Below are 23,790 nucleotides of genomic sequence, written 5' to 3' on the forward strand. Positions count from 1 at the left end.
ACGGGGGACCCGGGGCCCGGGCCCCGGGGATCCGGCCCCCGGGCGTCAGAGGCCGAGCTTCGCCTCGCGTACGCGCGCCACGGACTTCTCGTCGCCCTCCAGTTCCACCCGTGCCGAGTCCTGCCGGCCGGAGACGAAGAGGAGCAGCTCACCGGGCTCGCCGGTGACGGTGACCACCGGGGCGCCTTTGCGGGCCACCGCCACCTGGCCGTTGGGGCGGCGCAGCACCAGGCCGACCGGGCACCGGCGGCCGTAGGCGCGGGCGGTGGTCTCCAGCCGCCGCCACAGGGCGTCGGCGAGCACCGGGTCGATCTCGCGCGGCGTCCAGTCCGGCCGGGCCCGCCGGATGTCCTCACCGTGGACGAAGAACTCCACGGTGTTGGCCGCCTCGTCGACCTGCTTGAGGGAGAAGGGCGACATCCGCGGTGGCCCGGTGCGGATGAGCTGGATCAGCTCCTCGTACGGCTTGGCCGCGAACTCCTGCTGCACACGCTCCAGCCGGGGCTGCAGTGCCTTGACCAGTATCCCGCCGGCGGCGTCCGCGCGGCGCTCGCGTACCACGACGTGAGCCGCCAGCTCCCTGGTCCGCCACCCCTCGCACAGGGTGGGCGCCTCGGGTCCGTAGGTCTCCAACAGATCGGCGAGCAGAAGGCGTTCGCGCCGGGCGTGGGTCGACATACGGCCACCCTACGGCCGTGTGCCGGCCCACGCCACGCACCGCGCCCGGGGTCAGCCCGGCAGCGGCGCGTCCAGATCCGGGCCGTCCACCTTGTTGCTGAGCGTCAGGGAGCAGGTGACCTGGTCCTCACCGCGCTCGTAGGTCAGGAGCGTCGGATAGATGGCGTAGTAGTAGTAGGTCCTGTCCTGCGGCATCCGGGCCAGCCGCTTCTTCACGTCCGCCCTGCACAGCGACATGACCTCCTTCTGCAGCTCCGCCTGGGTGTCGAAGTCGCCGGTGATCGTCTCGTTGGCGATCACCTCGCCGTCGTGGGGCTCGTCGCAGGGCCGCTCCTCGACCTCGGTGACATCGCTGCTCAGCGACGGGTGGTCGAAGCAGGTGCCCGGGTCGAGCACCACGTACAGCACCAGGTCGCTGGGCATCGCCGTCACGTCGGGCGTGGGCGCGCCGGTGGTCGGAGCCTCCGTCGGCTCCTCGCTCACCTCGGGTGAGGTGGGGGAGGGCTCGGGGGAGGGCGGGTCGCTGGGTGTGACGCCCGGCTTCGCCCGTTGGTCCTCACCGCTTCCGCCGTCGGCGGCCAGCAGCACGCCCCCGACGATCAGCCCCGCGACGACCACCGCGGCGATGATGATCGCGGCGATCTTCCCGCCGTTGCCCCCGCCGCCCCCGCCCGGCGGGGGCGGGTAGGGGCCGGGCGCGCCGGGGCCGCCGGGCGCGCCCGGGTAGCCGTACCCTCCGGGCCCGCCCGGGGCCCCGGGCGGGCCCGGAGGGCCTCCTGGAGTCGGATAGCCGTAACCGCCCGCGGGCGGACCGGGCTGCTCGGGCGGACCGAAGCCCTGCGGCGGACCGAAACCGCCGCCTGGACCGGGGTTGTGCGCGCCGCCACGCGGCGGTGGATAGCTCATGCCGGAAGGATGCCGTACCGCACGGACATGCCAAGTCCCGGGTGCGTCACAACCCTGCCACAGGGCCGTACGGCCCTGTGGCGCGTACCGCGAACCCCGTCCGTCCCGGTCCTCGGGCGGGGTTCGCGGCGGGTGCCGCGGCGACGGCACAATGACCCCATGCCCCGATCCCCACTCGACCCCGCCGTCGCCGCCCGCCTCAAGCGCAACGCCGACGGCCTGGTGCCCGCCATCGCCCAGCAGTACGACACCGGTGAGGTGCTGATGCTCGGCTGGATGGACGACGAGGCACTGCACCGCACCCTCACCACCGGCCGCTGCACCTACTGGAGCCGCAGCCGCGGCGAGTACTGGGTCAAGGGCGACACCTCCGGGCACGTCCAGCACGTGAAGTCCGTGGCCCTGGACTGCGACGGGGACACCGTGCTGGTGAGGGTCGACCAGGTGGGCGCCGCCTGCCACACCGGGGACCGCACCTGCTTCGACGCCGGTGAGCTGCCGCTGGGCGGCCCCGCGTCGGCGCGGGAGGGGAGCCCGGCATGACCGCCCAGACCACTTCCCGGACCACCTCCCACGGCACCTGCCCGGACCTGGAGACCTTCCGTACGCTGGCCAGGGACCGCCGCGTCATCCCGGTCACCCGGCGCCTGCTCGCCGACGGCGACACCCCCATCGCGCTGTACCGCAAACTCGCCGCCGAGCGCCCCGGCACCTTCCTGCTGGAGTCGGCCGAGAACGGGCGCACCTGGTCGCGCTACTCCTTCGTCGGCGTGCGCACCTCCGCCACCCTCACCGTCCGCGACGGGCGGGCCCACTGGCTGGGCGCCCCGCCGGCCGGCGTCCCCGCGGACGGGGACCCGCTGGACGTCCTGCGCGCCACCGTCGAGGCCCTGCACACCCCCCGCGACCTGCACCGCGACGCCGATCTGCCGCCCTTCACCGGCGGCATGGTCGGCTACCTCGGCTACGACGTCGTGCGGCGTCTGGAGCGCATCGGCGACAGCACCCGCGACGACCTGGGACTGCCCGAGCTGACCATGATGCTCACCTCCGACCTCGCGGTGCTCGACCACCGCGACGGCACGGTGCTGCTGATCGCCAACGCCATCAACCACAACGACCTCGACACCGGAGTGGACGAGGCCCACGCCGACGCCGTGCGCCGTCTGGACGCCATGGCCGCCGACCTCGCCCGGCCCGCGCCCGCCATGGCCGCCCCGCTGCCGGCGCCCGAGCTGCCCGAGTACGCGGCCCTGTGGGGCGGAGCGGTCTACCGGGAAGCGGTGGAGGAGATCAAGGAGCGCATCCGAGCGGGCGAGGCGTTCCAGGTGGTGCCCTCGCAGCGCTTCCAGGCGCCCTGCCCGGCGAGCGCGCTGGACGTCTACCGCGTGCTGCGCGCCACCAACCCCAGCCCGTACATGTACCTGCTGCGCCTGGACGGCTTCGACGTCGTCGGCTCCAGCCCCGAGGCCCTGGTGAAGGTCGAGGACGGGCACGCGATGATGCACCCCATCGCCGGGACCCGCCCGCGCGGCGCGACCCCGCAGGAGGACGCGGCCCTGGCCGAGGAACTGCTGGCCGACTCCAAGGAGCGCGCCGAGCACCTGATGCTCGTCGACCTGGGCCGCAACGACCTGGGCCGGGTCTGCGAGCCCGGCAGCGTCGAGGTCGTGGACTTCATGTCCGTCGAGCGCTACAGCCATGTGATGCACATCGTCTCCACGGTCACCGGACGGCTGGCGAAGGGCCGCACCGCCTTCGACGCGCTCACCGCCTGCTTCCCGGCCGGCACCCTCTCCGGCGCGCCCAAACCGCGCGCGATGCAGATCATCGAGGAGCTGGAGCCGACCCGGCGCGGCCTGTACGGCGGCTGCGTGGGCTATCTGGACTTCGCCGGCGACGCCGACACCGCCATCGCCATCCGCACCGCGCTGCTGCGCGACGGGACGGCGTACGTCCAGGCGGGCGCCGGGGTCGTGGCCGACTCCGACCCCGCGGCGGAGGACACCGAGTGCCGCAACAAGGCCGCGGCGGTGCTCAGGGCGGTGCACACCGCCGGACGGCTCGGCGGTAGCGTGGTGGAGTGATTTCCCCGCACACGCCCCCTTCCTCCCCCGAGCCCGCCCCTCGTCCCGCGGACTCCCCGAGAGCGCGTCGCGCGCTCGGCGCCGCGCTGACCGCCGGCGCGCTGGGCGCCACCGCGGTGCTCGTGGCCGCCGGGCAGGTCTGGGGCGAGGGCACCGCCGTCCTGGCCCGCGGCGAGGTGCCCGTCCGGGTCGAGGGCGGCGAGGTGACCGGGTTGCCCAGCGCCCTGGCGCTGGTCGGCCTCGCCGCGCTGGTCGCCGTCTTCGCCGTACGCCGTGCCGGCCGCGCGCTGGTCGCCGCGCTGCTGGCGCTGTGCGGCGCGGGCACCGTCGCCGCCGCCCTCCTGGGGGCGGGCGACCGGAGCGCGCTGGAGGCGAAGGCGGCCGAGGCCGGCGGGCTGACCCGGGGCGTGGTCGAGGCCGTCTCCTTCGGCCCGTGGCCCTATGTCGCCGCCCTGGGCGGCGCCGGGCTGCTGGCCGCCGGGCTGCTGGCCCTGCGCCACGGGAGCCGCTGGCCCGCGATGTCGGGCCGCCACGAGCGCGCGGGCGGCGCCGGGCCGGCCGCGGGCCGCCGCGCGGCCCCCGATCCGGACCGTCCCGAGGAGCTGTGGAAGGCCCTGGACCGCGGAGAGGACCCCACCACCGGGAGCGGCGGAAACCGCTCCTGACACAATGGCCGGTGAGCGAGCCCAGATCGGACCTACGAGGAGCACTCAATGGCGGGCAACAACCACGGACACACCCCTGCCGCCTGGACCGGCGTCACCATCGCGTTCATCGGCTTCTGCGTCGCCTCGGTCTTCACCGTGATGGCCGAGCCGGTGTGGTTCTGGGTCGGTGTGGCCATCACCCTCCTCGGCGGTGTCGCCGGCCTGGTCATGCGCTCGATGGGCATGGGTCAGCCGGAGGAGTCGCACGGCCGCCGCCTGGACCAGTCCAAGGAGCGGGTGGAGGCCTGACGGGCCGCCGGCGGGCCGCCCCGGGCGGCTCGTCCCGGCGCGGCGCCGCCCCGGGCGGCACCGCGCTTGTCCGTGTCCGGCCGCTCCGGGCGGCGGCACGGCGATACCGCCCGGTATGTGGGACCGGTCCGCCCGGATGCGGGTTCCGCGTCCCGGGCCGGATACCATCGCAGTGCGTGACCGTGTGTCCGGACAAGCCCCGCGCCCGCCGCAGGGGCCCGAGCCAGCCAGGAAGGGGGCCGCTCGCGTGAGCGTGCTCGACGAGATCATCGACGGGGTCCGCGCCGACCTCGCCGAGCGGCAGGCGCGTGTGGGCCTCGACGAGCTCAAGGAGCGCGCGGCCCGTGCGCCGCGCCCGCGCGACGGCGTGGCCGCCCTCAAGGGCGAGGGCGTCAAGGTCATCTGCGAGGTCAAGCGCTCCAGCCCCTCCAAGGGGGCGCTGGCCGCCATCGCGGACCCGGCCGCCCTCGCCGCCGACTACGAGGCGGGCGGCGCCGCGGTCATCTCGGTGCTGACCGAGCAGCGGCGCTTCGGAGGCTCGCTGGCCGACCTGGAGGCGGTGCGCGGACGGGTGGACGTCCCCGTGCTGCGCAAGGACTTCATCGTCACCTCCTACCAGCTGTGGGAGGCCCGGGCCCACGGAGCCGACCTCGCCCTGCTGATCGTCGCCGCGCTCGACCAGGACGCGCTGGTGTCGCTGGTGGAGCGTGCCGAGTCCATCGGGCTGACCCCGCTGGTCGAGGTGCACGACGAGGAGGAGATCGAGCGCGCGGTGGACGCCGGGGCCAAGGTCATCGGCGTGAACGCGCGCAACCTCAAGACCCTGGAGGTCGACCGCGGCACCTTCGCCCGGGTCGCCCCCGAGATCCCCGAGGGCGTCGTGAGGGTCGCCGAGTCGGGAGTGCGCGGCCCGCACGACCTGATCGCCTACGCCAACGAGGGCGCCGACGCGGTGCTCGTCGGCGAGTCCCTGGTCACCGGCAAGGATCCGAGGGCGGCCGTGGCCGACCTGGTCGCCGCCGGCGCCCACCCCGCCCTGCGGCACGGGAACTGAGACGGCAGCGACCGCGATGGCCCTGTCCGCCCGCCTCGCCCCCGGCTGCCGCCCCCGCGGCTGCCGCGCGCCCGCTCGCCGGGTGCTGGGGCGGCGTGTGCGCTACCACATCGGCTGCGAGCCGGGCCAGATCAACGGCAGGCGATGGCCTGCCCGGGCCGGGCGCTGAGCGGCGTACCCCGCCCCGGCCGCCCGCCGGGCCGCCGACGGTCCGCGACCGCACCCGCGGCCGCGGCCGCGTACCCCGCGCCCCGGCCGCACCGCCGCACCCGCTCCTCCGGGCCCTCCCGGCTCCTCCGGGCCGGTGCGGCACACCGTCTCCCGTGACCATCCCTTTCTGGGGCGTGCGCCCCGACAAGGAGCATGTCGGATGTCCACCGACTTCTTCGTTCCCGACCCCGAGGGCCGGGTGCCGACCGCCGAGGGCTACTTCGGCGCCTTCGGCGGCAAGTTCATCCCGGAGGCGCTCGTCGCCGCCGTGGACGAGGTCGCCGCCGAGTACGAGAAGGCCAAGGCCGATCCCGCCTTCGCCGCCGAGCTGGAGGACCTGCTCGTCAACTACACCGGCCGGCCCAGTGCGCTGACCGAGGTGCGGAGGTTCGCCGAGCACGCGGGCGGAGCCCGGGTCTTCCTCAAGCGCGAGGACCTCAACCACACCGGCTCGCACAAGATCAACAACGTGCTGGGGCAGGCGCTGCTGACCCGGCGCATGGGCAAGACCCGCGTCATCGCCGAGACCGGCGCGGGCCAGCACGGCGTCGCCACCGCGACCGCCTGCGCCCTGTTCGGCCTGGAGTGCACCATCTACATGGGCGAGATCGACACCCAGCGCCAGGCGCTCAACGTCGCCCGGATGCGGATGCTGGGAGCCGAGGTCGTCCCCGTCGCCTCCGGCAGCCGCACCCTGAAGGACGCCATCAACGAGGCGTTCCGCGACTGGGTCGCCAACGTCGACCGCACCCACTACCTCTTCGGCACCGTCGCCGGCCCCCACCCCTTCCCGGCGCTGGTGCGCGACTTCCACCGCGTCATCGGCGTCGAGGCCCGGCGGCAGATCCTCCAGCGCACCGGGAGGCTGCCGGACGCCGCGCTGGCCTGCGTCGGCGGCGGCTCCAACGCCATCGGCCTGTTCCACGCCTTCATCCCCGACACCTCCGTGCGCCTGATCGGCCTGGAGGCCGCCGGGCACGGCGTGGCCTCCGGCGAGCACGCGGCCACCCTGACGGCCGGCGAGCCGGGCATCCTGCACGGCTCGCGCTCCTACGTCCTGCAGGACGACGAGGGGCAGATCACCGAGCCGTACTCCATCTCCGCCGGACTGGACTACCCCGGCATCGGCCCCGAGCACTCCTACCTCAAGGACATCGGCCGCGGCGAGTACCGCCCGGTCACCGACGACGAGGCGATGCGGGCACTGCGCCTGCTGTCGCAGACCGAGGGCATCATCCCGGCCATCGAGAGCGCGCACGCGCTGGCCGGCGCGCTGGAGGTCGGCCGCGAGCTGGGGCCGGAAGGGCTGCTGCTGGTGAACCTCTCCGGCCGCGGCGACAAGGACATGGACACCGCCGCCCGCTACTTCGGGCTGTACGACGGTGCGGACACCGCGAAGGGGACCGAGTGATGGCGGGCCGGGCGGAACTGCTGGGACGCGTCCTGGCGACGGCGAAGGACGAGGGCCGGGCCGCGCTGGTGGGCTATCTGCCCGCGGGCTTCCCCACCGTGGACGGCGGCATCGCCGCCTGCACCGCCCTGCTGGAGGGCGGCTGCGACATCGTCGAGGTCGGGCTGCCGCACAGCGACCCGGTGCTGGACGGACCGGTCATCCAGACCGCCGACGACATCGCCCTGCGCGGCGGGGTGCGCATCGCCGACGTGCTGCGCACCGTGCGCGAGACGCACGCCGCCACCGGCGCGCCGGTGCTGTGCATGACGTACTGGAACCCCGTCGACCGCTACGGCGCCGAGCGGTTCGCCGCCGAGCTGGCCGAGGCGGGCGGCGCCGGCTGCATCCTGCCCGACCTGCCGGTCGAGGAGTCCGAGGTGTGGCGCAAGGCCGCCGAGCAGCACGGCCTGGCGACCGTCTTCGTGGTCGCCCCCAGCAGCCGCGACGAGCGGCTGGCGAGGATCACCGAGGCCGGCAGCGGCTTCGTCTACGCGGCCTCCCTGATGGGCGTCACCGGCACCCGCGAGTCGGTGGGGCAGGAGGCACAGGAACTGGTGCGCCGCACCCGCGCCACCACCGACCTGCCGGTCTGCGTCGGACTGGGCGTCTCGAACGCGCGGCAGGCCGCGGAGGTGGCGGCCTTCGCGGACGGCGTCATCGTCGGCTCGGCCTTCGTCAAGCGGCTGCTGGACCACGAGGAAGACCCGGACGCCGGCCTGGCCGCGGTCCGCGAGCTCGCGGGCGAGCTGGCCGGGGGCGTACGGCGCCGCGGCTGAGCGGGGCCAAAGAGGCGAACGGCACGAGAACGGGCCCGGGGGCGTACGGCGAACGGCCGCGCGCCCCCGGGCCCGCGCGTTTCCCGGGGGCTCGCGTACCCCCTCGGGGCCGTGCGCCGGTCAGGGAGCGTGCAGCCGCAGCACGGCACGCTCGGACCAGTCGGCCGGAACGCCGCGCAGCGAGACCGCGGTCATGGTGAGGAACGCCAGCGGAACGGTCCAGGCGGCGGGCTGGGCCAGCAGCACGGTCAGCCAGGCCGACGACGGCTGCGTCAGGGCGGACAGCACCGCGGCCCCCGTCGCCGTGACCACCCCGGTGGCCAGCCCGGCCGCCGCGCCCGCGACCGTCAGCCGCGTCCACCAGATGCCCAGCACCAGCAGCGGGCAGAACGTGGAGGCCGCCACCGCGAACGCCCAGCCGACCACCACGTTGATGTCCAGGTGCGCCGCCGGCAGCGACAGCAGCACCGCCACCAGCGCACCCGCCGCCACCGCCAGGCGCAGCCTGGTCACCCCGCCGCCGAACAGATCGTGGGAGAGCCCGCCGGCCAGGGCCAGCAGCAGCCCGGAGGAGGTGGACAGGAACGCGGCGAACGCGCCGGTGGCCACCAGCGCCGTCAGCACGCTCCCCAGCGTCCCCGGCACGGCCACCCCCGGCAGGACGACGGAGACGGTGTCGGTGGCGTTGCTGTGCACCAGGTGCGGGGTCAGCACCCGCCCCAGCAGCCCGTAGACGGCCGGGAACAGGTAGAACAGGCCCAGCAGGCCGATCACCAGCACGGCCACCCGCCGGGCGGCCCGGGCCGTGGGGCTGGTGTGGAAGCGCATGATCACATGGGGCAGCCCGATGGCGCCCAGCGTGGTGGCCAGCAGCACCGACCAGGTGGACAGCAGCGGCATCCCCGCCCCCTGGATGTCGATCAGCGGGCGGGTCCACTCCTCGGCGGCCGGGCCCGTCTCCCGGACCGGCCGCAGCGCCTCGGTGCGCGTGTCCGCGCCGACGTGCACGATCAGGTAGATCGCCGGCACGGCGATGAAGGCCAGCTTGACCAGGTAGTGGAACGCCTGCACGTAGGTGGCCGACCGCATGCCGCCCACCGCGATCGACGCGCTCACCACCAGTCCGGCCAGCACCACGCCCACCCAGTACGGAGTGCCGCTGACCAGGCTCAGGACCACCCCGGCGCCCTTGAACTGCGGCACCAGGTAGAGCCACATGATCACCAGCACGATCACCCCGCACAGCTTGCGGATCGCAGGCGAGCCCAGCCGGTACTCGGCGAAGTCGGGCACCGTGAACGCCCCCGAGCGCCGCATCGGCCCGGCCACCAGTGCCACCACCGCGACATACCCGGCGGTGAAGCCGACGGCGTACCACATCGCCCCGACGCCGTCCTTGAGCATCAGCCCGGCCAGACCGAGCACCGAGGCGGCCGACACGTACTCCCCGGCGATCGCCATGGCGTTCCAGCCGGGGGCGATACGGCGGGAGGCGACGAGGAAGTCCGGGCTGGTGCGGGCGGCGTGGACGCCGTACAGGCCGATGGCCAGGCTGGCGGTCAGGACCAGGCCGATCGCGGTCACGGCGGTCACGGGCCGTCCCCCGTGCCCGCACCCGTACCGGGCACCGCGCCCGTGTCCACGCCCGCGGAGCTCTCCGCGCGCTCGGCGCGGCGCACATGGCACAGGGCGAGCAGCAGCAGCACCGGGTAGGTGGCCACCACCAGCACCAGCCACGACACCGGCACGCCCGCCACGTGGAGCCGGTCCAGCACCGGCAGCGCCGCGATCGTCCCGCTGGAGCCGAACAGCACCGTCCCCAGCAGTGCCACCGTCCGCAGCGCGGTGCGGCGCTGCGCGGCGAACACGGCTCGGGCGGCCTCGGCGTCGGCCGGCGCGGGCAGCGGCAGCAGCTGCGGATGGCGGCGGTGCCCGCGGGCCAGGGCGATACGGGTCTGCGGACTGGTGACCTTCACCCGGCGCGGTCCGCCGAGCTGACCGCCCTTGACCGGGCTCTTCACCGGGCCGCCCGGCCCAGCCGGCCGCTGCGCGCCGCCTCCAGCAACTGCTCCTTCAGGCTCCGGGCATGCCGGCGGCTGACCGGCACGTCACCGGCCGGAGTGCACGCCACCAGCCCCGACGAACTGGTGACCCGCAGGTCGTGGACCCAGCCGACGGCCACCAGATAGCCGCGGTGCACCCGCACGAAGCCCGCCGGAGCCCATATCTCCTCCAGATACGACAGCGACAGCCGGATCAGATGCGTGCCCTGCCCGGTGTGCAGCCGTATGTAGTCGCCGTGCGCCTCCACGAACTGGACGTCGTCGCGCCGCACGAACACCGTCCGGCGGCCGTGGTCGATCTGCACGACCGCCAGCTCGTCGCGCGGCCCCTCCGCGCCCTCCGCGCCGTCCGCGCCGCCGGACGACGCGGCCCGCCGGGAGGTGCCGATCCGGGCCACCGACTCGGCCAGCCGCTCGGGCCGGACGGGCTTGAGCAGGTAGTCCACCGCCCCGATGCCGAACGCCTCGATGGCGTGGGACTCCGAGGCGGTGACGAAGACGATGGAGGGCGGCGCCGAGAGCTGGCTGATGACCCGGGCCACGTCCATGCCGTCCAGCCCCGGCATGGAGATGTCCAGGAAGACGGCGTCGAAGGCGGTCGCGCCCAGCAGCTGCACCGCCCGGGCGCCGCTGTCGGCGGCGTACACCTCGCCGACCTCGGGTGTGTCCGCCAGGAGGTCGGCGAGCTCCTCGCGGGTGGACGCCTCGTCCTCGACGACGAGGACCTGAAGGGCCCGCGGCGCGCTGCTCATTCCGTAACCACTCCTCGCATGAATCGCGGCACCCTGATGGTCACCTTGGTGCCGTTGCCGGGCGCGGTCTCGATGACGAGGCCGTACTCCGGGCCGTACACGGTACGGAGCCGCCGGTCCACGTTGGCCAGACCGACGTTCTTCGCGGGAGGGCCGACTCCGGCGAGGATCGCCCGTGCGAGTTCCGGCTCCATGCCCACGCCGTCGTCCTCGATCTCGATGACGCACAGCGGGCCCTCGCCGAACCCCGAGACGCCGATGTGTCCGGGTCCGGCCTTCTTCTCCAGACCGTGGCGCACGGCATTTTCCACTATGGGCTGGACGACGAGGAAGGGTATGGCGACGGGAAGAATCTCCGGCGCCATCCGGACGGTGATCTCCATCCGGTCGTCGAACCGGGCGCGCTGCAGCTCCAGGTACGTCTGGGTGGCCTGGAGCTCGTCGGCGACCGTCACGTAGTCGCCGGCCGTGGAGAAGCTGTAGCGCAGATAGTCGGCGAAGTCGGTGAGCAGGCGGCGGGCGCGGCCGGGATCGGTGCGGATGTGCGCGGCGATGACGGCCAGGGAGTTGTGGACGAAGTGCGGGGAGATCTGGGCCCGCAGGGTGCGCAGGTCCGCCGCCGCGATCCGGGCGCGGGCGCTGCGCAGCTCGGTGTGGTCCAGCGCCTGCGACACCAGCTCGGCCACCTCGGCCACCTCGGCCTCGTCCAGCGCCCGCTCGTCCGCCGAGCCGCTGACCACCAGGCAGCCCGTCAGCTCGTCCGCCACCAGCAGCGGGGCCGCGCACAGCGGGGACTTGCGGAAGACGGTGCCGTGCTCGTACACCTGGGCGAGTACGGCGTCCAGATCGGTGCCCGGAGGCAGCGCGCCGTGCCGGGCGACGGGCCCGTCGAGATCGGCGAGCACGACGGCCTCGGCGCCCACCAGCCGCCGGATGCGGCGGGCCGCGGCCAGGGCCCGGCTGCCGTGCAGGCCGTCCTGGAGGTCCGCGCCGATCAGCCGCACCTCCCGCAGGACGCCCATGGTCCCGGGCAGGCCGGATCCGGCCGGGCCCGCCCGGCCCGCCCGCCCGCGGCGGGCGCCGATCCACGATCTCCTGGCCACAGTGCGACCGTATAACGCGACAAATGGCGATGGGGAGTCCTTCGAACCTGCTTCGAAGGACTCCCCAAGGGCCCGGTGGCGGGACCGGCGCCATGATGTGGGGGGTCACGCCGGTGCACAAGCACCCGCCACCGGGGGCCCGAAGGGCCCGCCGGGGGGATGGGCGGGCCCGGTCCGGGGTGCGGTCAGTGCTTGGCCGCGCCCTCGGCGCCGGCCCCGGTCAGGGCCCGCACCTGGAGCTCGGCGAAACGCCGCGGGTTGCTCTCGCCCGAGGACAGCGTGCCGACGATCGCGCACAGCAGACCGAGCGGGATGGACACCAGGCCCGGGTTGGTCAGCGGGAACCACGCGATGTCGATGCCCGGGAGCAGCGCCTTCTCGGTGCCGGAGAACACCGGCGAGAAGACCACCAGACCGACCGCGCTGATCAGACCGCCGTAGATACCGGCGACCGCGCCCCGGGTGTTGAACCTCTTCCAGAACAGGCTCAGCAGCAGGGTCGGCAGGTTGGCCGAGGCGGCGATGGCGAAGGCCAGACCGACCAGGAAGGCCACGTTGAGGCTCTGGGCGAAGATCGCCAGGACGATCGACGCGGCGCCGATGCCGAAGGCCGACAGACGGGCGACCTTGATCTCCTCGTGCTCGGACGCCCGGCCCTTGCGCACCACGCTGTTGTAGAAGTCGTGCGCCAGGGACGAGGAGGAGGCGATGACCAGGCCGGCCACCGTGGACAGGATCGCCGCGAAGGCGACGGCCGCGATGACCGCCAGCATCACCGAGCCGAAGAACTCGCCGCCGAAGTGCTCACCGACCTCCCGGGCCAGCTGCGGCGCGGCGGTGTTGCCCGCCGCGTCCTGGGCGGTGATGGCCTCCTTGCCCACCAGGGCCGCGGCGCCGAAGCCCAGGATCAGGGTCATCAGGTAGAACGAGCCGATCAGGCCGATGCCCCAGTTGACGGACTTACGGGCGGCCTTGGAGTCCGGGACGGTGTAGAAGCGGATCAGGATGTGCGGCAGACCCGCGGTGCCCAGCACCAGGGCCAGACCGAGGCTGATCAGGTCGAGCTTGTTCCACATCGTCTGCAGGGCGTCACCGGGCACCTCGACGCCGAACCGCAGCCCCGGTTCCAGGAAGGACTGCCCGGCGCCGCTGGCGTTCGAGGCGTCGCTCATCAGCTCGCCGAAGTCGAAGCCGTAGATGGCCATCACCAGGGCGGCCAGGACGATGGTGCCGCCCATCAGCATGCCGGCCTTGATGATCTGCACCCAGGTGGTGCCCTTCATGCCGCCGAAGGTCACGTACAGGGTCATCAGGATGCCGACGACGACGATGCCCACGATCTTGGCGGTGTCGGCGTCCATGCCCAGGTACGTCTCGCCCGGCTGGATGCCCAGCAGAAGGGCGACGACCGCACCGGCGCCGACCATCTGAGCCAGCAGGTAGAAGATCGACACGGTGATGGTGGACACGGCCGCGGCGGTGCGCACCGGGCGCTGCTGCATCCGGTACGACAGCACGTCCGCCATGGTGAACCGGCCGGAGTTCCTCAGCAGCTCGGCGACCAGTAGCAGGGCCACCAGCCAGGCGACGAGGAAGCCGATGGAGTAGAGGAAACCGTCGTAGCCGAACAGCGCGATCATGCCCGCGATGCCCAGGAAGGAGGCGGCGGACATGTAGTCGCTGCCGATGGCGAAGCCGTTCTGCATACCGGAGAACTCGCGCCCCCCGGAGTGGAAGTCGGCCGCGGACTTCGTCTGGCGACCCGCCCACACCGTGACGCCGAGCGTCACGGCGATCATGACGATGAACACCAGGATGGTCAGGGTGCGGCTGCTGGAGCTGACCTCTTCGGCCGCCAGGAGCACGCTGGAAGCGGCGGTCGTCATGCCCGTCCTCCCGCCCGGCCGGCGGACGCGCCCGCGGGCGCACCGGTCAGTTCGGCCCTCAGGCCGTCCGCGAGCGGGTCGACCTTCCGGTCGGCGTAGCGCGCGTACATGATCGCGATGCCGAAGGTGCTGACGAACTGGAGGATCCCGAACACCAGGGCCACGTTGACATCGCCGAACAGCACCGTGGACATCACGTCACGGGCATAGGCGGACATCAGCACGTACAGCAGGTACCAGGCGAGGAAGCCGACGCTCACCGGGAGCACGAACCTCATCAGGCTCCGCCTGAGCTGGTCGAAACGCGGATCGCCGTGCATGGCCACCATGCGGTCCTCCGCGTCCCCGGCGGGGTCCAGGGTTTGTTGTGGACGGTCTGCGGACACTGCCGCCTCCTTCATCGACACGACGCGATACGACACGACGTACGGGAGCGGAAAAGGAATGCGGGGAACGTAAGGTGCGTCACACTCGCGGTGAAGAAGCTGATCGCGGTGTGCGGCGAACGCCGGATACGCGCGCCGAACGGTAGACCGTCGTGCGCCGAACGGTCGTCTTTCCGCGCCGAGCGGTCACCCCCGCGGGGGGAGCGGCGGTGGAGCGCACGCCGGACGCGGGCCGTCCCCGCACCGCCTCTCGTGCGCGCCGCGGGGCTTCACACCACCCGCACGCGCGTTACGCACCCGTTGCCGGGTGAAGCGGCCCCTTCGGGGCCCGGCACGGTAGCGTTCGTGGGGTCATGGAAACCCTTGCCTTCATCCCCAGCCCGTCGTCGGGCGAGATCGTCATCGGACCGATCCCGCTGCGGGGCTACGCGTTCTGCATCATCCTCGGCGTCTTCGTCGCGGTCTGGCTCGGCGGGAAGCGCTGGGTCGCCCGCGGCGGACAGCCCGGCACGGTCGCCGACATCGCCGTGTGGGCGGTGCCGTTCGGCCTGGTCGGCGGCCGTCTCTACCACGTCGTCACCGACTACCAGTTCTACTTCGGCGAGGGCCGTAACTGGGTCGACGCCTTCAAGATCTGGGAGGGCGGCCTCGGCATCTGGGGAGCGATCGCGCTGGGCGCGGTGGGCGCCTGGATCGCCTGCCGCAGGCGGGGCATCCCGCTGCCCGCCTACGCGGACGCCATCGCGCCCGGCATCGCGCTCGCCCAGGCCATCGGCCGCTGGGGCAACTGGTTCAACCAGGAGCTGTACGGGCGCCCCACGGACCTGCCGTGGGCCGTGGAGATCGACCCGGGGAACCGTCCCCCGGAAACCCCTGAGCTGGCCACTTACCACCCCACCTTCCTGTACGAGTCGCTGTGGTGCGTGGGCGTCGCCCTGCTGGTGATCTGGGCCGACCGCCGCTTCCGCCTCGGCCACGGCCGCGCCTTCGCGCTGTACGTCGCGGCCTACACGGCGGGGCGTTTCTGGATCGAGTACCTGCGCGTCGACGAGGCGCACCAGATCCTGGGCCTGCGCCTGAACAACTGGACCTCGATCGCCGTCTTCCTGGCGGCGGTGGCCTACATCGTCCTCTCGGCCAGGCTCCGTCCGGGGCGTGAGGACGTGGTGGAGCCGGTGGCCCAGAAGACCGGCGGCAGCGCGGATGACAGCACCGACAGCGACAGCACCGACAGTGACATCGACGGCGGCGCCGAGGGATCCGCCGAGGGGTCCGCCGAGGGGGAGAAGGACGCCGCGAAGGGCCCGGAGGCCGGACCGGGGCGCGCGGAGTCCGCCGGGTCCGCACAGACTCCCGAATCCTCCTCCGCCGGCGGGACGTCCGCCTCCACCGCCGGCTGACCCCGGCCACGGGGAGAGAACCGCACCGGCCCCGGCCGCGCCCCTGTGGCGCGGCCGGGGCCTTCCCGTGAGGCGGCGAAAGCCCAGGTCAGCGAGGTAAGTTCGGCCTGCCTTGCTGGAACCGCACCCCGGGGTGGACGTACGGTCGAGACATCGGGCACCAGACGGGGGAAACAGGAGGCGCAGACGGATGTCGTCCATGGCCGGAGACGGGACCGAGATCACCCTGAGGCCCGGAGTTCCGAACTCCGCGCACCGTGACAACCACACCCACCGCGACGTGACCGGCGGCTGGCTGCGTCCGGCCGTCTTCGGGGCGATGGACGGACTGGTCTCCAACCTCGCCCTGATGACGGGCGTCGCCGGCGGCGACGTGGACCGCAACGTGATCATCATCAGCGGTCTGGCCGGACTGGCGGCCGGCGCCTTCTCCATGGCGGCCGGCGAGTACACCTCGGTGGCCTCCCAGCGCGAGCTGGTCCTGGCCGAGCTGGACGTGGAGCGGCGCGAGCTGCGCCGCAACCCCGAGGACGAGCAGCGGGAGCTGGCCGAGCTGTACGTGGGCCGGGGCGTGGAACCCAAGCTGGCGGCGGAGGTCGCCGAGCAGCTGTCCCGGGACCCCGAACAGGCCCTGGAGATCCACGCGCGCGAGGAGCTGGGCGTGGACCCGGGCGAGCTGCCCTCGCCCGCGGTCGCCGCGGTGTCCTCCTTCGGCGCCTTCGCGGTGGGCGCGCTGATACCGGTGCTGCCCTATCTGCTGGGGGCCGCCGCGCTGTGGCCCGCCGTGCTGGTGGCGCTGCTGGGCCTGTTCCTGTGCGGTGTGCTGGTCTCCAAGATCACCGTGCGCCCGTGGTGGTACAGCGGACTGCGGCAGCTCACCCTGGGCGGCGCGGCCGCCGCGGTGACCTACGGGCTCGGTACCCTGTTCGGGGTGGCAGTGGGGTGACGAGTCCGCCGCGCGGGCCCGGACCCGGCCCGGCCCACCCGGTGTGACCTGTTCAACTCCGGAATCCTCCGCTCATCTGTTACCCGCCGGTTTCAGCCGTGTCACCGTTGGGAATGAACAACGAGCGCTTCTGGCAGTGTCGCCGGCGCCGCCCGGATCCACGCAGCGGCCATGCGCCGTATGCCCGATTCGACCCCCATCGCAGGTCCGCATGATGGACCGAGGTGTCCGCCCTTCGGAAGAAACCTCATCATGTAACCTGCACGAAAATTTGTTCCGCAGAGGGCCAACGTCGTCCCTCGGCGCCCTTCGGACCCGGTCCGGAAGGCGCCACCAAGCCCCACGAGACGACGGGAGAGCCGATGCGTGCTGCGCCCCTGACGGCCTACCCTGCCAAGCAGGGAATGTACGACCCGCGCGACGAGCACGACGCCTGCGGCGTCGGCTTCGTGGCCACCCTCACCGGTGAGGCGAGCCACACGCTGGTCGACCAGGCGCTGACCGTCCTGCGGAATCTGGAGCACCGCGGCGCCACCGGCGCCGAGGCCGACTCCGGCGACGGCGCGGGCATCCTGGTCCAGATCCCCGACGCCTTCCTGCGCGAGACCGCGGGCTTCGAGCTGCCCGAGGCGGGCTCGTACGCCGTGGGCATCGCCTTCCTCCCCACCGGCGAGGCCGACAGCGCCGAGGCCACCGCACGCATCGAGGCGATCGCCGCCGAGGAGGGACTGACCGTCCTGGGCTGGCGCGAGGTCCCCGTCACCCCGCAGCTGCTGGGCAACGGCGCCCGCGCCACCATGCCCGCCTTCCGCCAGCTGTTCGTCGCCGACGGTGTGAACACCGGCCTGGCCCTGGACCGCAAGGCGTTCGTGCTGCGCAAGCGGGCAGAGCGCGAGGCCGGCACCTACTTCCCGTCGCTGTCCGCGCGGACGATCGTCTACAAGGGCATGCTGACCACCGGGCAGCTCGAACCCTTCTTCCCCGACCTGTCCGACCGCCGCTTCGCCAGCGCCATAGCCCTGGTCCACTCGCGGTTCTCCACCAACACCTTCCCCAGCTGGCCGCTGGCCCACCCCTACCGCTTCGTCGCCCACAACGGCGAGATCAACACCGTCCGCGGCAACCGCAACTGGATGCGCGCCCGTGAGTCCCAGCTGGTCTCCGACCTCTTCGGCGACAAGGACGCCGGGGACCTCGCGCGGATCTTCCCCGTGTGCACCCCGGACGCCTCCGACTCCGCCTCCTTCGACGAGGTCCTGGAACTGCTCCACCTCGGCGGCCGCTCCCTGCCCCACGCGGTGCTGATGATGGTCCCCGAGGCGTGGGAGAACCACCCCTCCATGGACCCCGCCCGCCGCGCCTTCTACCAGTACCACTCCACGATGATGGAGCCCTGGGACGGACCGGCCTGCGTCACCTTCACCGACGGCACCCGGGTCGGCGCCGTCCTGGACCGCAACGGACTGCGCCCGGGGCGCTACTGGGTCACCGACGACGGCCTGGTCGTCCTCTCCTCCGAGGTCGGCGTCCTGGACATCGACCAGGACAAGGTCGTCCGCAAGGGCCGCCTCCAGCCCGGCCGCATGTTCCTGGTGGACACCGCCGAGCACCGCATCATCGAGGACGACGAGATCAAGGCCTCCCTCTCCGCCGAGCACCCCTACCAGGAGTGGCTCGAGGCCGGGATCATCGAGCTGGAGGACCTGCCCGAGCGCGAGCACATCGTCCACACCCACGCCTCGGTCACCCGCCGCCAGCAGACCTTCGGCTACACCGAGGAGGAACTGCGCGTCCTGCTCGCCCCGATGGCCCGCACCGGCGCCGAGCCGATCGGCTCGATGGGCACCGACTCGCCCATCGCCGCGCTCTCCACGCGCCCGAGGCTGATCTTCGACTACTTCACCCAGCTGTTCGCCCAGGTCACCAACCCGCCGCTGGACGCCATCCGCGAGGAACTGGTCACCTCGCTGATCTCCTCCCTCGGCCCCCAGGGCAACCTGCTGGAGCCCACCGCCGCCTCCTGCCGCAGCGTCACCCTGCCCTTCCCGGTGATCGACAACGACGAACTCGCCAAGCTCGTCCACATCAACGCCGACGGCGACATGCCGGGCATGAAGGCCGTCACCCTCTCCGGTCTCTACCGCGTCGGCGGCGGGGGAGCGGCCCTGGCCGAGCGGATCGACGAGATCTGCGCCGAGGCCGAGACCGCCATCACCGACGGCGCCCGCCTGATCGTCCTGTCCGACCGCCACAGCGACGCCGAGCACGCCCCGATCCCGTCGCTGCTGCTCACCTCCGCCGTCCACCACCACCTCATCCGCACCAAGCAGCGCACCCAGGTGGGCCTGCTGGTCGAGGCCGGAGACGTCCGCGAGGTCCACCACGTCGCCCTGCTCATCGGCTACGGCGCCGCCGCGGTCAACCCCTACCTGGCCATGGAGACCGTCGAGGACCTGGTGCGCGCCGGAACCTTCCTGCCCGCCGGCACCGACCCCGAGACCGCCATCCGCAACCTGATCAAGGCGCTCGGCAAGGGCGTGCTGAAGGTCATGTCCAAGATGGGCATCTCCACCGTCGCCTCCTACCGCGGCGCCCAGGTCTTCGAGGCCGTCGGCCTGGAGCAGGACTTCGTCGACACCTACTTCCACGGCACCGCCACCAAGATCGGCGGCGCCGGCCTGGACGTCGTCGCCAAGGAGGTCGCCGCCCGCCACGCCAAGGCCTACCCGGTCTCCGGCATCGCACCGGCCCACCGCAACCTGGACATCGGCGGCGAGTACCAGTGGCGCCGCGAGGGCGAACCGCACCTGTTCGACCCGGAGACGGTCTTCCGCCTCCAGCACGCCACCCGCACCCGCCGCTACGACATCTTCAAGCAGTACACCCGGCGCGTGGACGAGCAGTCCGAACGCCTGATGACACTGCGCGGCCTGTTCGGCCTCAAGTCCGACCGGCCCTCGATCCCCGTCGAGGAGGTCGAGCCCGTCTCCGAGATCGTCAAGCGGTTCTCCACCGGCGCCATGTCCTACGGCTCCATCTCCCAGGAGGCCCACGAGACCCTCGCCATCGCCATGAACCGGCTGGGCGCGAAGTCCAACACCGGCGAGGGCGGCGAGGACCCCGAGCGGCTGTACGACCCGGCCCGCCGATCCTCGATCAAGCAGGTCGCCTCCGGCCGCTTCGGCGTCACCTCCGAATACCTGGTCAACTCCGACGACATCCAGATCAAGATGGCCCAGGGCGCCAAGCCCGGCGAGGGCGGCCAGCTGCCCGGCCACAAGGTCTACCCGTGGGTCGCCAGGACCCGGCACTCCACCCCCGGCGTCGGACTCATCTCCCCGCCCCCGCACCACGACATCTACTCCATCGAGGACCTCGCCCAGCTCATCCACGACCTGAAGAACGCCAACCCCGGCGCCCGCATCCACGTGAAGCTGGTCTCCGAGGTCGGCGTCGGCACGGTCGCGGCCGGCGTGTCCAAGGCCCACGCCGACGTCGTGCTGATCTCCGGCCACGACGGCGGCACCGGCGCCTCCCCGCTGACCTCCCTCAAGCACGCGGGCGGCCCCTGGGAGCTGGGCCTGGCCGAGACCCAGCAGACCCTGCTGCTCAACGGCCTGCGCGACCGCATCGTCGTCCAGACCGACGGCCAGCTCAAGACCGGCCGCGACGTGGTCATCGCCGCCCTGCTCGGCGCCGAGGAGTACGGCTTCGCCACCGCCCCGCTGGTCGTCTCCGGCTGCGTGATGATGCGCGTGTGCCACCTGGACACCTGCCCCGTGGGCATCGCCACCCAGAACCCGGTGCTGCGCAGCCGCTACAGCGGCAAGGCCGACCACGTGGTGAACTTCTTCGAGTTCATCGCCGAGGAGGTCCGCGAACTCCTGGCCGAACTCGGCTTCCGCACCCTGGACGAGGCCATCGGCCACGCCGAGGTCCTCGACGTCAGCCGCGCGGTCGACCACTGGAAGGCCCAGGGACTCGACCTGGCCCCGCTGCTGCACGTCCCCGAACTGCCCGAGGGCGCCGCCCGCCACCAGGTCGTCCCCCAGGACCACGGCCTGGCCAAGGCTCTGGACAACCAGCTCATCAAGCTCGCCGCCGACGCCCTGTCGGCCGACACCGCCGAGGACGCCCGCCCGGTACGCGCCCAGGTGCCCATCCGCAACATCAACCGCACGGTCGGCACCATGCTCGGCCACGAGGTGACGAGGAAGTTCGGCGGCGCCGGCCTGCCCGACGACACCATCGACATCACCTTCACCGGCTCCGCCGGCCAGTCCTTCGGCGCCTTCCTGCCGCGCGGCATCACCCTCCGCCTGGAGGGCGACGCCAACGACTACGTCGGCAAGGGCCTCTCGGGCGGACGCGTCGTCGTCCGCCCCGACCGCGGCGCCTCCCACCTGGCCGAGTACTCCACCATCGCGGGCAACACCCTCGCCTACGGCGCCACCGGCGGCGAGATGTTCCTGCGCGGCAGCGTCGGCGAACGCTTCTGCGTCCGCAACTCCGGCGCGCTGGTGGTCTCCGAGGGCGTGGGCGACCACGGCTGCGAGTACATGACCGGCGGCACGGCCGTCGTCCTGGGCCGCACCGGCCGCAACTTCGGCGCCGGCATGTCCGGCGGCACCGCGTACGTCATCGACCTCGACGCCGGCGACGTCAACCCCGACGTCGCCGCGGCCGTCGAACCCCTCGACGACACCGACCGGCAGTGGCTGCACGACGTCGTGCGCCGCCACCAGGAGGAGACCGGCTCCACCGTCGCGGGCAAGCTGCTCGCCGACTGGGAGGCCGCCGCCGACCGCTTCAGCAAGATCATCCCCCGCACCTACAAGGCAGTGCTCGCCGCCAAGGACGCCGCCGAGCGAGCCGGACTGTCCCAGGACGAGACCCACGAGAAGATGATGGAGGCGGCGACCAATGGCTGATCCCAAGGGCTTCCTCAACAACGACCGCGAGGTCGCCGAGACCCGCCCCGTACCCGAGCGCGTCAAGGACTGGAACGAGGTCTACGTCCCCGGCTCCCTGCTGCCGATCATCGGCAAGCAGGCCGGCCGGTGCATGGACTGCGGCATCCCGTTCTGCCACAACGGCTGCCCGCTGGGCAACCTCATCCCCGAGTGGAACGACTACGCCTGGCGCGGGGACTGGCAGGCCGCCGGCGAACGGCTGCACGCCACCAACAACTTCCCCGAGTTCACCGGACGGCTGTGCCCGGCCCCGTGTGAGTCCGCCTGTGTGCTGGGCATCAACCAGCCCCCGGTGACCATCAAGAACGTCGAGGTCACCATCATCGACAGGGCCTGGGAAGCCGGCGGCGTCACCCCGCAGCCGCCCGAGCGCCTGTCGGGCAAGACCGTCGCCGTCATCGGCTCCGGCCCCGCCGGCCTGGCCGCCGCCCAGCAGCTCACCCGCGCCGGCCACACGGTCGCCGTCTACGAGCGCGCCGACCGCGTCGGCGGACTGCTGCGCTACGGCATCCCCGAGTTCAAGATGGAGAAGCGCCACATCAACCGCCGCATCGAGCAGATGCGCGCGGAGGGCACCAAGTTCCGCACCGGAGTGGAGATCGGCCGCGACATCGACGCCGCCGACCTGCGCAGGCGCTACGACGCCGTCGTCATCGCCGCAGGCTCCACCACCGCCCGCGACCTGCCCGTCCCCGGCCGCGAACTGAACGGCGTCCACCAGGCGATGGAGTACCTGCCCCTGGCCAACAAGGTCCAGGAAGGCGACTACATCACCCCGCCGATCACCGCCGAGGGCAAGCACGTCGTCGTCATCGGCGGCGGCGACACCGGCGCCGACTGCGTCGGCACCGCCCACCGCCAGGGCGCGGCCTCCGTCACCCAGCTGGAGATCATGCCCCGGCCGAACGACGAACGCGACCCGGTCGACCAGCCCTGGCCCACCTTCCCCATGCTCTACAAGGTCACCTCCGCGCACGAAGAAACCGCGGTGCTGGCCCGGATGAAGGAGGGCGCCGACCCCGGTGAGGGACCCTCCTCGCCGAAGGCGGGCGAGGAGGGACGGATCTACTCCGTCTCCACCACCCACTTCGAGGGCGACGAGGACGGCAACGTCCAGGCCCTGCACCTGGTCGAGGTCGAGTTCATCGACGGCAGGCCGACGCCCAAGCCGGGCACCGAGAAGCGCATCCCGGCCCAGCTCGTCACCCTGGCCATGGGCTTCACCGGCATCGACAAGGACAACGGCCTGGTCGAGCAGTTCGGCCTGGAACTGGACCAGCGCGGCAACGTCGCCCGCGACGCCGACTACGCCACCAACGTAGACGGCGTCTACGTCGCCGGCGACGCCGGCCGCGGCCAGTCCCTGATCGTGTGGGCCATCGCCGAAGGCCGCTCCGCGGCCAGGGCCGTGGACCGCTACCTGACCGGGACCAGCTCCCTGCCGGCCCCGATCAGGCCGACCGACCGCGCACTGACCGTCTGACCCACCCCGACCGTCCGTACGGCGCGGACCGGCCGGCCACCCCGGCCGACCGGCCCGCACCGCCACGGACACACACCCCGCGGCGCCGACCCCCTCCCCGACCGGGGGCCGGCGCCGCGGCACGTCCGCGCACCGGTCAGCCACCCTCCGCCAAGCGCGCCGGGAAACCTCCCGTGGCCACCGGACCCCAGCGCACCGGAGTGATCCGCAACAGCGACTTGCCCTGCCGCACCATCGCCTCGCGGTACTCGTCCCAGTCCGGATGCTCACCCGCGACCGCCCGGTAGTACTCCACCAGCGGCTCCACCGCCTCGGGCACGTCCAGCACCTCGGCGGTGCCGTCCACCTGCACCCACGGACCGTCGAAGTCCTCCGACAGCACGATCACGCTCACGGCCGGATCACGGCGCGCGTTGCGCGCCTTGGCGCGCTCGGGATACGTCGACACCACGATCCGCCCCGCGCCGTCCACCCCGCACGACACCGGCGACCCCTGCGGGGAGCCGTCGGCACGGCGGGTCAGCAGCACCGCCCGGTGGCGAGGGCGCACGAAGTCCAGCAGCTCGTCGAGTCCGACACGGGTGTTGGTGGCGATGGAAGGGCTCATGATTCCGAGCCTATGCCGCACCGCACGGAGCACCGCACCCCCGGCACGCCCCGGCACGCCCCGGCACGCAC

21 protein-coding genes are annotated in these 23,790 nt (G+C 72.9%); 12 read left to right on the forward strand and 9 right to left on the reverse strand.

Features of this window, described 5'->3' with window-relative positions; translation table 11 throughout:
• Window positions 1-45 precede the first annotated feature (45 nt).
• Both CUT83_RS22745 and CUT83_RS30405 read right to left on the reverse strand, forming a co-directional pair.
• On the reverse strand, window positions 46-678 hold the full coding sequence (locus CUT83_RS22745; RefSeq protein ID WP_101257689.1) for a TIGR03085 family metal-binding protein: 633 nt from the start codon (window positions 676-678) through the stop codon (window positions 46-48).
• Between the two features lie 51 nt (window positions 679-729).
• Window positions 730-1,584 (reverse strand): hypothetical protein, encoded by an 855-nt coding sequence (locus tag CUT83_RS30405; protein ID WP_165869508.1) that lies wholly within the window; start codon window positions 1,582-1,584, stop codon window positions 730-732.
• 159 nt (window positions 1,585-1,743) lie between these two features.
• Between CUT83_RS30405 and hisI the strand changes: the two genes are divergently transcribed.
• The 8 genes from hisI (at window position 1,744) to trpA (ending at window position 8,120) form a co-directional block, all read left to right on the forward strand.
• Window positions 1,744-2,127: a phosphoribosyl-AMP cyclohydrolase gene (gene hisI, locus CUT83_RS22755; RefSeq protein WP_101257690.1), complete on the forward strand. Its 384-nt coding sequence runs from the start codon at window positions 1,744-1,746 to the stop codon at window positions 2,125-2,127.
• Window positions 2,124-3,671 carry an anthranilate synthase component I gene (locus CUT83_RS22760; protein WP_101257691.1) on the forward strand — a complete coding sequence of 516 codons (1,548 nt, stop codon included), beginning with the start codon at window positions 2,124-2,126 and terminating at the stop codon, window positions 3,669-3,671. Before hisI ends, CUT83_RS22760 begins: the two co-directional genes overlap by 4 nt.
• Entirely contained in the window at window positions 3,668-4,336 is a 669-nt protein-coding gene (locus CUT83_RS22765; protein ID WP_241524824.1) for a TIGR02234 family membrane protein, read from the forward strand. Before CUT83_RS22760 ends, CUT83_RS22765 begins: the two co-directional genes overlap by 4 nt.
• Before the next feature lie 48 nt (window positions 4,337-4,384).
• Window positions 4,385-4,627 (forward strand): HGxxPAAW family protein, encoded by a 243-nt coding sequence (locus tag CUT83_RS22770; protein ID WP_101257692.1) that lies wholly within the window; start codon window positions 4,385-4,387, stop codon window positions 4,625-4,627.
• Between the two features lie 247 nt (window positions 4,628-4,874).
• Window positions 4,875-5,681: an indole-3-glycerol phosphate synthase TrpC gene (trpC, locus tag CUT83_RS22775; RefSeq protein ID WP_101257693.1), complete on the forward strand. Its 807-nt coding sequence runs from the start codon at window positions 4,875-4,877 to the stop codon at window positions 5,679-5,681.
• Between the two features lie 16 nt (window positions 5,682-5,697).
• On the forward strand, window positions 5,698-5,850 hold the full coding sequence (trpM, locus tag CUT83_RS31635) for a tryptophan biosynthesis modulator TrpM (RefSeq protein ID WP_279556597.1): 153 nt from the start codon (window positions 5,698-5,700) through the stop codon (window positions 5,848-5,850).
• 201 nt (window positions 5,851-6,051) lie between these two features.
• Window positions 6,052-7,302: a tryptophan synthase subunit beta gene (trpB, locus tag CUT83_RS22780; RefSeq protein WP_101257694.1), complete on the forward strand. Its 1,251-nt coding sequence runs from the start codon at window positions 6,052-6,054 to the stop codon at window positions 7,300-7,302.
• The gene (trpA, locus tag CUT83_RS22785; protein ID WP_101257695.1) at window positions 7,302-8,120 is read left to right on the forward strand and encodes a tryptophan synthase subunit alpha; all 819 of its coding nucleotides are present in this window, start codon (window positions 7,302-7,304) and stop codon (window positions 8,118-8,120) included. The genes trpB and trpA overlap by 1 nt, the downstream gene beginning before the upstream one ends.
• Before the next feature lie 120 nt (window positions 8,121-8,240).
• Here the strand turns inward: trpA and CUT83_RS22790 are convergent, their stop codons facing one another.
• The 6 genes from CUT83_RS22790 to CUT83_RS22815 all read right to left on the reverse strand — a co-directional run bounded on the left by CUT83_RS22790 (window position 8,241) and on the right by CUT83_RS22815 (window position 14,310).
• Complete coding sequence (locus CUT83_RS22790; protein WP_101257696.1) at window positions 8,241-9,713, reverse strand: sodium/solute symporter; 1,473 nt, start codon at window positions 9,711-9,713, stop codon at window positions 8,241-8,243.
• The gene (locus tag CUT83_RS22795) at window positions 9,710-10,141 is read right to left on the reverse strand and encodes a hypothetical protein (RefSeq protein WP_101257697.1); all 432 of its coding nucleotides are present in this window, start codon (window positions 10,139-10,141) and stop codon (window positions 9,710-9,712) included. The genes CUT83_RS22790 and CUT83_RS22795 overlap by 4 nt, the downstream gene beginning before the upstream one ends.
• On the reverse strand, window positions 10,138-10,935 hold the full coding sequence (locus CUT83_RS22800) for a LytR/AlgR family response regulator transcription factor (RefSeq protein WP_101257698.1): 798 nt from the start codon (window positions 10,933-10,935) through the stop codon (window positions 10,138-10,140). Before CUT83_RS22800 ends, CUT83_RS22795 begins: the two co-directional genes overlap by 4 nt.
• Window positions 10,932-12,038, reverse strand: coding sequence for a sensor histidine kinase (locus tag CUT83_RS22805; RefSeq protein ID WP_240958012.1), 1,107 nt, complete (start codon window positions 12,036-12,038; stop codon window positions 10,932-10,934). The genes CUT83_RS22800 and CUT83_RS22805 overlap by 4 nt, the downstream gene beginning before the upstream one ends.
• A 185-nt stretch (window positions 12,039-12,223) precedes the next feature.
• Window positions 12,224-13,924 (reverse strand): monocarboxylic acid transporter, encoded by a 1,701-nt coding sequence (locus tag CUT83_RS22810; RefSeq protein WP_206282643.1) that lies wholly within the window; start codon window positions 13,922-13,924, stop codon window positions 12,224-12,226.
• A complete protein-coding gene (locus CUT83_RS22815) occupies window positions 13,921-14,310 on the reverse strand; it encodes a DUF485 domain-containing protein (protein WP_240958014.1) in 390 nt (129 codons plus the stop codon). Before CUT83_RS22815 ends, CUT83_RS22810 begins: the two co-directional genes overlap by 4 nt.
• A 353-nt stretch (window positions 14,311-14,663) precedes the next feature.
• Between CUT83_RS22815 and lgt the strand changes: the two genes are divergently transcribed.
• From lgt to CUT83_RS22835, 4 genes are all read left to right on the forward strand, one after another.
• Window positions 14,664-15,710 carry a prolipoprotein diacylglyceryl transferase gene (gene lgt, locus CUT83_RS22820; RefSeq protein WP_101257700.1) on the forward strand — a complete coding sequence of 349 codons (1,047 nt, stop codon included), beginning with the start codon at window positions 14,664-14,666 and terminating at the stop codon, window positions 15,708-15,710.
• A gap of 199 nt (window positions 15,711-15,909) precedes the next feature.
• The gene (locus tag CUT83_RS22825) at window positions 15,910-16,656 is read left to right on the forward strand and encodes a VIT1/CCC1 transporter family protein (protein WP_101257799.1); all 747 of its coding nucleotides are present in this window, start codon (window positions 15,910-15,912) and stop codon (window positions 16,654-16,656) included.
• Window positions 16,657-17,018: 362 nt separating this feature from the next.
• Window positions 17,019-21,587 (forward strand): glutamate synthase large subunit, encoded by a 4,569-nt coding sequence (gltB, locus tag CUT83_RS22830; protein WP_101257701.1) that lies wholly within the window; start codon window positions 17,019-17,021, stop codon window positions 21,585-21,587.
• Window positions 21,580-23,112: a glutamate synthase subunit beta gene (locus tag CUT83_RS22835; RefSeq protein ID WP_101257702.1), complete on the forward strand. Its 1,533-nt coding sequence runs from the start codon at window positions 21,580-21,582 to the stop codon at window positions 23,110-23,112. Before gltB ends, CUT83_RS22835 begins: the two co-directional genes overlap by 8 nt.
• Window positions 23,113-23,248: 136 nt before the next feature.
• On the opposite strand, the gene CUT83_RS22840 is transcribed toward CUT83_RS22835, so the two are convergent.
• On the reverse strand, window positions 23,249-23,719 hold the full coding sequence (locus CUT83_RS22840; protein WP_101257703.1) for a PPOX class F420-dependent oxidoreductase: 471 nt from the start codon (window positions 23,717-23,719) through the stop codon (window positions 23,249-23,251).
• Between the last annotated feature and the right edge of the window lie 71 nt (window positions 23,720-23,790).

The sequence above is a fragment of the Streptomyces barkulensis genome (genome assembly GCF_002843305.1).
Lineage (GTDB): Bacteria > Actinomycetota > Actinomycetes > Streptomycetales > Streptomycetaceae > Streptomyces > Streptomyces barkulensis.

Bases quoted from the DNA above. Each gene is read 5' to 3' on its own strand.
- CUT83_RS22745 (WP_101257689.1), bottom strand. From the start codon at position 678: ATGTCGACCCACGCCCGGCGCGAACGCCTTCTGCTCGCCGATCTGTTG.
- CUT83_RS30405 (WP_165869508.1), bottom strand. From the start codon at position 1,584: ATGAGCTATCCACCGCCGCGTGGCGGCGCGCACAACCCCGGTCCAGGC.
- hisI (WP_101257690.1), top strand. From the start codon at position 1,744: ATGCCCCGATCCCCACTCGACCCCGCCGTCGCCGCCCGCCTCAAGCGC.
- CUT83_RS22760 (WP_101257691.1), top strand. From the start codon at position 2,124: ATGACCGCCCAGACCACTTCCCGGACCACCTCCCACGGCACCTGCCCG.
- CUT83_RS22770 (WP_101257692.1), top strand. From the start codon at position 4,385: ATGGCGGGCAACAACCACGGACACACCCCTGCCGCCTGGACCGGCGTC.
- trpM (WP_279556597.1), top strand. From the start codon at position 5,698: ATGGCCCTGTCCGCCCGCCTCGCCCCCGGCTGCCGCCCCCGCGGCTGC.
- trpB (WP_101257694.1), top strand. From the start codon at position 6,052: ATGTCCACCGACTTCTTCGTTCCCGACCCCGAGGGCCGGGTGCCGACC.
- trpA (WP_101257695.1), top strand. From the start codon at position 7,302: ATGGCGGGCCGGGCGGAACTGCTGGGACGCGTCCTGGCGACGGCGAAG.
- CUT83_RS22800 (WP_101257698.1), bottom strand. From the start codon at position 10,935: ATGAGCAGCGCGCCGCGGGCCCTTCAGGTCCTCGTCGTCGAGGACGAG.
- CUT83_RS22810 (WP_206282643.1), bottom strand. From the start codon at position 13,924: ATGACGACCGCCGCTTCCAGCGTGCTCCTGGCGGCCGAAGAGGTCAGC.
- lgt (WP_101257700.1), top strand. From the start codon at position 14,664: ATGGAAACCCTTGCCTTCATCCCCAGCCCGTCGTCGGGCGAGATCGTC.
- CUT83_RS22825 (WP_101257799.1), top strand. From the start codon at position 15,910: ATGGCCGGAGACGGGACCGAGATCACCCTGAGGCCCGGAGTTCCGAAC.
- gltB (WP_101257701.1), top strand. From the start codon at position 17,019: ATGCGTGCTGCGCCCCTGACGGCCTACCCTGCCAAGCAGGGAATGTAC.
- CUT83_RS22835 (WP_101257702.1), top strand. From the start codon at position 21,580: ATGGCTGATCCCAAGGGCTTCCTCAACAACGACCGCGAGGTCGCCGAG.
- CUT83_RS22840 (WP_101257703.1), bottom strand. From the start codon at position 23,719: ATGAGCCCTTCCATCGCCACCAACACCCGTGTCGGACTCGACGAGCTG.